The sequence below is a fragment of the Candidatus Thiosymbion oneisti genome, assembly GCF_900092655.1.
GTDB lineage: Bacteria > Pseudomonadota > Gammaproteobacteria > Chromatiales > Chromatiaceae > Thiosymbion > Thiosymbion oneisti.
Genome location: NZ_FLUY01000806.1, coordinates 1 through 6135, shown reverse-complemented (window position 1 = coordinate 6135; position 6135 = coordinate 1). Strand labels below are relative to the sequence as shown.

General features: G+C 57.9%; 6 protein-coding genes. 4 read left to right on the top strand and 2 right to left on the bottom strand.

Annotated elements, in window-relative coordinates; translation table 11 throughout:
• Positions 1–354: 354 nt before the first annotated feature.
• From BQ17_RS08670 to BQ17_RS08660, 3 genes are read left to right on the top strand one after another with little or no spacing between them, the layout of a single operon-like run.
• On the top strand, positions 355–1644 hold the full coding sequence (locus BQ17_RS08670) for a dicarboxylate/amino acid:cation symporter (RefSeq protein ID WP_089726192.1): 1290 nt from the start codon (positions 355–357) through the stop codon (positions 1642–1644).
• Entirely contained in the window at positions 1645–2196 is a 552-nt protein-coding gene (locus BQ17_RS08665) for a hypothetical protein (RefSeq protein WP_089726189.1), read from the top strand. It abuts the gene before it with no gap.
• 21 nt (positions 2197–2217) lie between these two features.
• The gene (locus BQ17_RS08660; RefSeq protein ID WP_089726187.1) at positions 2218–3843 is read left to right on the top strand and encodes a M35 family metallo-endopeptidase; all 1626 of its coding nucleotides are present in this window, start codon (positions 2218–2220) and stop codon (positions 3841–3843) included.
• A gap of 232 nt (positions 3844–4075) precedes the next feature.
• On the opposite strand, the gene BQ17_RS08655 is transcribed toward BQ17_RS08660, so the two are convergent.
• The gene (locus BQ17_RS08655) at positions 4076–4711 is read right to left on the bottom strand and encodes a nucleoside hydrolase (RefSeq protein WP_089726185.1); all 636 of its coding nucleotides are present in this window, start codon (positions 4709–4711) and stop codon (positions 4076–4078) included.
• A gap of 76 nt (positions 4712–4787) precedes the next feature.
• On the opposite strand from BQ17_RS08655, the gene BQ17_RS24655 reads away from it, so the two are divergent.
• Positions 4788–5369 carry a hypothetical protein gene (locus BQ17_RS24655; RefSeq protein WP_089726183.1) on the top strand — a complete coding sequence of 194 codons (582 nt, stop codon included), beginning with the start codon at positions 4788–4790 and terminating at the stop codon, positions 5367–5369.
• A gap of 139 nt (positions 5370–5508) precedes the next feature.
• Here BQ17_RS24655 and BQ17_RS21670 read toward each other — a convergent pair.
• Positions 5509–6135, bottom strand: a 627-nt coding sequence (locus BQ17_RS21670; RefSeq protein ID WP_500784417.1) for a transposase, incomplete at its 5' end; no start/stop codon positions are given.

The window sequence follows — 6135 nt, the reverse complement described above, 5'->3', positions numbered from 1 at the left end:
CACACTGGAGCATGTGAGCCAAGCGTGTGAGCATGCAGATACTATGAACTTGCAACAGCGGTCGAAACTAGGTACTACCGATTCTTAAGCAAATGCCGCGCTGGTAGCGCACACCGCTAGGAACCGATCCGGCCGCGGCGCCTTGCCGGCGCACTCCAAAGAGTCGGGCTGATGACCCGCCCCCTCCTATTGACTGACCTGCCAACAGCTGGTTTCAACAGGGTTTATCATTCGGTGGCCCTGCTTTGCGCCCATGCGGAGCATTTTTCGCAAGGACTTATGCTATGGTTGACCCTCCCCGCGGGCAGATGAATGGCGCCACCTATAGGTTTTCACGTCGATTGGAGATAACCGATGGCCTTCCTCAGACTCAAGCTCCACTGGCAGATCCTGATCGCACTCGCGCTGGCCGTGATCGCCGGCTTGCTGACGGGCACCGAGGCAGGGCTGTTCGGTGTCACCTTTTATTCGGTGTTCGACTTCGTGGGCAAGCTCTTCCTCAATGCCCTCAAGATGTTGATCGTCCCCTTGATCGTCTCTTCCATCATCGTCGGCATTGCCGGCATCGGCGGCTCTCAGAACCTCGGCCGGCTCGGCGGCAAGACCCTGCTCTACTATATGAGCACCAGTCTGTTGGCGATCCTGGTGGGACTCATGGTGGTCAACGCCATCGCCCCGGGCATCGTTGACGGCCAGCCGGCCAAGGACCTGATCGGTTTTACCACCGACGTCAGCACCTTCGAGGACCAGGTGGCCGGCAGGGGCGCCGGCGATGTCATCGAGGTCTTCCTGCGCATGGTGCCGACCAACATCGTGGCGGCCGCCGCCGCGGGCCAGATGCTGGGCCTGATCTTCTTCAGTCTGCTCTATGGCTTCTTCATGACCCGCATCGCCGCGGGCTATGCCGAGGTCCAGTACAATTTCTGGCAGGGCGTGTTTGAGATCATGCTCAAGATCACCGATCTGATCATGCGCTTCGCCCCCCTGGGGGTGTTCGCCTTGGTTGCCAAGGTAGTGGCCAGCACCGGCTTCGACGCCTTCGTGCCGCTGGCGACATTCTTCTTCAGCGTCCTAGCGGCACTGGCGATTCACTTTCTGGTCACCCTGCCCCTGCTGCTCTATTTCGTGGGCGGGGTCAACCCCGTCCGGCACTTCAAGGCCATGGGCTCGGCCCTGCTCACCGCTTTCTCCACCGCCTCCTCCTCGGCGACCCTTCCTATTACCATGGAGTGCGTGGAGAAAAACGCCGGGGTGTCCAACCGCACCACCAGCTTCGTCCTCCCCTTGGGGGCGACGGTCAATATGGACGGCACCGCCCTCTACGAGTGCGTGGCCGCCATGTTCATCGCCCAGGCCTACGGGTTGGAGCTCACTTTCGCCAGCCAGTTCACGATCGTACTCATCGCCTTGTTGACATCCATCGGCGTGGCCGGAATCCCGGCCGCCAGCCTGGTTGCCATCTCTATCATTCTCGCCGCCATGGGCTTGCCGGTAGAGGGCATCGGACTGATCCTGGCCGTGGACCGCGTCCTGGATATGATGCGCACGGCTACCAATGTCTGGAGCGATTCCGCCGGGGCGGTCATCATCGGCAAGCTGGAGGGAGAACAGGGCATCCTGGAGGAACAACCTCAGAGGGCATAAATGATGATCTTGCGATTCGTTCTCATGATAACCGCCATCTGCCCCGGATTGCTCGGGGCCGCTGCGGACCCACAGACACTGGCCATGGGGTTCTTCCTCGAGGATCCGGAAAAGCCCTCCCCATCCCCCGGTCTCGAGGTCTTCATTGAGGGCAAGGCCTCCTATCGGCTCGGTGAGCCAGTCCTGATTCGCTTCGAGCTGAGAAACCATACCCCCGAGCGTATGGAAGTGTTGAAGTGGGGCACGCCCTTGGAGGGGAAACTCTTACGCGACATGTTCGCGGTCGAGCTTGGTCCTCACGCGACGCCAGTGCCCTATCGGGGACGTTCCGTCAAACGAGGTACGCCTACGGCAAGCGATTTTGTCACCCTGGAGCCAAAGTCTGTTCTGAGCGCCGAGATCGACTTGGCCCAAGGGTATGCGCTCGATAAACCAGGTAGCTATTTCGTGCGCTATCGGCGATCGGTGCTAAGCTACAAGCGACATGGTTCCGTTGAGTCGGAAATGCAGGCAGTACAATCGAATCCTATCGAATTTATACGCGCACCCTAAGTAAGCAATGCGAGTGAACCGATGACAAATCTTTCCAAAGGACACATGCGTCAAAACCTGGTCGGGCAGTTCCTGCTTACCCTCGTGGCTTTTGCCATGCTCGGCGTTTTGCAATGCGTGGTTGCGGCAACGGGATCCCTACAGGCATCGCTTGCGGTGTATAAATCCTCGCATCATGCATATGATGCATTGATCCTTGAGTTTTCGCTTACCAATCATGGCTCCGAACCCGTGCAGGTGTTGCCTTGGAATACCCCATTGGAGGAGGAATTCAAAGCGCCGATCTTCAAAGTGAAGAAGAGTGGGCAAGCGATCGAATATATCGGACGGATGGTCAAGCGCCCCGCCCCGACCGCCGATGATTACATCACGATCGAACCGGGTGAGGTCGTATCAGCGATGCTGGATCTCGCCGAGGGTTATGCTATCTATGATGTAGGCAGCTACTTGATCACTTACGATGCGGATCTGGCAATCCTGGGAGGCCCGAACGCTAAGGCATACGGGGTCGGTGCCGCATCGAGCGTCAGCGCCGCGGCGACCCTGGTACTGAGCGAGGATCGCCCGCTTCCACTGTCCCCTATGGCCAAGGAGGCGACATTCACCGGCTGTACGGGGAGCCAACAGGGTACGATCAATAGCGCCTTCGCCTCGGCCCAACAGATAGCGAATGAGGCGGCCTCCACGTTGACTAGTACACCGACCAATCAACGCAGTACCGCTCCGCGATATGTGCGGTGGTTCGGTACTTATACCCAATCGCGGTATGCGACAGTGGAATCGAATTTCCGTGCGATCTCCAATGCCCTATATGATGGGGATATTACCTTCGATTGCAGCTGCAACGATAATTTCTACGCTTATGTTTATGCGAACCGCCCTTACGAGATCTATCTTTGCAATGTTTTCTGGTCGGCTCCACGGTTGGGCATCGACTCGCAAGCTGGAACCATCGTCCACGAGATCTCGCATTTCACGAACGTTGCCGGTACGGATGATTACGCCTATGGTCAAGACAGTGCGATAAACCTCGCCTCTCGTTACCCGTCACTGGCGATTGATAACGCAGACAGCTACTTGTACTTTGCCGAAAATACGCCGCCACTATCGATGGATGCGGGTGATGGTGGCAATACGGATGGCGGCAGCAGTATAGGTAACGGCAGCAGTACGGGCAGTGGCAGCAGTACGGACAGTGGCAACAGTAGTCGTTGTAGTAACTCGGCAAAGCTTCGGATCCATAAAGCCTATATCGGCTATTATGCCCGCTGCGGGGAGTTTGAAGGGTTCGAGTACTGGTGCACCCGCTTGGACGCGGAGGGGGGTGATCTCGGCTCGATCATTGCGGCCTTCGGGACCTCCCAAGAGTACACCGATCGATTCAGCGGGCTGAGTGACAGCGAGTTGATCAACAATCTCTATCGCAATATGTTCAATCGAGATGCAGAGCCGGGTCCGAGTGGTATGGGGTTTTATCTCGGTCTCTTGGAGTCTCGCCGCCAAGAATGGCGCAACAGCCATGGTGGGAGTAACGAAGGGGCGACCGAATACGCCTTGTCTCGGATTGCCCTTGACGTCTCGGACGGTGCGCAGGGAAACGATGCGCTCACACTGAACGGTAAGATCAGTGCCTGTCCGCAGTATTGAAAAGCTAGTACAGCTGTGCCGAAGGAGTGGTTCACTAACAAGTTAGGCATCTTCTCTGTTACGAGTTTGGTCACCAGTCACCAGCTTCCGGAAAGGCGCAAAGATTTTCCGAACCATAGAGTCGCAGAGAAGATTAAAGCCTCCAGGCGTGGAGGAACCCCAACATCGGATGTTGGGGTTTGTCGCCCCTGTCGGGGCGACTTCATCCCAACCTACGGCTCTTGGTGCGTTATTACTGCCCGGACGTCGCTTGCGCCCTGCCCCCCGGCATCGGACTCCGAATCCGATTCACGAACAGGTTGATAAACCGTGGCCAGTCGAGATCGTACTGAACCGCTATCTGTTGCGCGCCTTCTGCGCCCGGCCAAATCGCACGGCCGCCAACCGATACACCATAGCTGATGCCGTGATCGATATTCACATCGACGAAAAGCCGTTCCGTGGTAACGAGTGTGGGGTCGATGATGCTCGCTACCGCAATCTGGTCATACATCAGCCACTTCCTGTCGGGGTCGGCAGCGAAGCGATGACCCATGGTGTCTTTCAGCAGTTGCGTCAGCGGGGTGTCGGTTGCCACCATCTTCTCGTACCAATCCTTGGTCAATGCAGATTTCCGTGACACGTTCAGCGATGACAGCTCAATCGGGATGTCGGAACGCAGGGTTACCCGTGCCGCTTCCGGGTCGACCCAGAAATTGAACTCCGCGTTGGGCGTAATGTTGCCGGCCCCGTCCGGAAGCAATGCATCGGTGTCGAAAATTATCGGGATCGGTTCTTCGGTTTGCGCAGCGACACTGCCTGCAACGGTGAAAATGCAGACGCATAGCGAAACCAAGAACATCGCCTTTAGAGCGCCGACAGCATACATGGTGGGTTCTCTGCGGTTTTAGTGTCGGAAGGAAGCTTAAGTTCAATGCCATTAAGTTAGCTGCTGACCGCTTGTCGTGGTCGATCAGGATGCGGAAGAGAAAACGACGAAGCGCGCAAATCGGCGCGAATTCATTCGCGAGGATTCGCATGATTCGTCGTTCCTCCTCTTTTTTATCGCGAACCACAATGCTGCCGGTATGCCGCTGCGGATGCTGCGCTACTATACGGATATCCGCTTTGCCGGTCATGCCGGTCACATCCGTCAGTTTCTGATCTACATCGGGTCTGACCGCTTAAACATGCAGGCTGGTATCGACGAGCCGGGGTTGCTCGACTACCGCTACGGCCTGGTAGACATGCATCGCGTCAACTGCGCCGGCTTGCTGGTACAGGATAATCCCGATGCCTTGGTGTTGGCTGTGCTGTGCGACTTCGGTGACCGTAGGCCCCAGGAGGTTGTTACCTATATCGATATCGTTCGTCGCTTGCAGGAGCTACTTGGAACGGACGAGCGGCGTTTCCGTGACTACATGACGGTGAGGCAAGGGATGGCAGACCCGCATGGACGAGGTGCTCAAAGAATGGGTGCATACCCACCGGGGAGTTTAGTTGCCAGCCACCAGTCGCCGGCTTCCAGCGCATCGGATCAAACGTAGTCCGACCTCTGTAGAGCTGAAACAGGCTCTCGGCATGGAAGCAAGTCAAGTAGGTTGGGCAAAGCCGCAGGGACGCGGCGTGCCCAACGGAATTAGATGTTGGGCACGCCGCACCGTCCCTGGCGCGCCTTTGCCCAACCTACCCGACTACAAACACCGCTCGCGCAGCCCGGATGCCACGCAGGTACTTGGCCTGACGCCGGGCACAGAGATTCACCAGCGCCGCCGGCGCGCCGACCGCCGTTCCGAACGCCTTGAGAAGACGCTTGGAATAGCCGATAAATCGCTCCCCGTCGATACCCAGTCGCACGAGGATCTTGGGTGCTTGCGCCTCGATGTATCCGGACTTATCCGCACGTAACGCCCGGCCCGTCCAATCGACCAGCTCCAAGTAGTCCTCGAAAGCAAAAGGCACCGCCCAGGGGATCTGTGCGGTGGCGTCAAAGGGCATCAGCGAGGCTTGGGGTAAGGCGTGCGTTTCAGCCTCTGGTCGTAACCGCTCCCCATCGAGCGTTATCTCAGGATCTTTGATGGTTGCGGTCTCCTGCGGGCCGGCTTCGGACCCGACTTCCTCCGGCAACCCGACGACGCGCTCCTGAATCGAGGTGTAGTCCGAGGTCTCCGGCGTCTCGGCAAGCCCGGCGGCCCGTACCGGATTGAGATCCACATAGGCCATTGCCGCCAGCAGCGCCTTCTCATCGAGCAACGCCTGGCTCTTGAAACGGCCCTCCCAAAAACGCCCCTTCACCCCATCCTCCGCATTGGC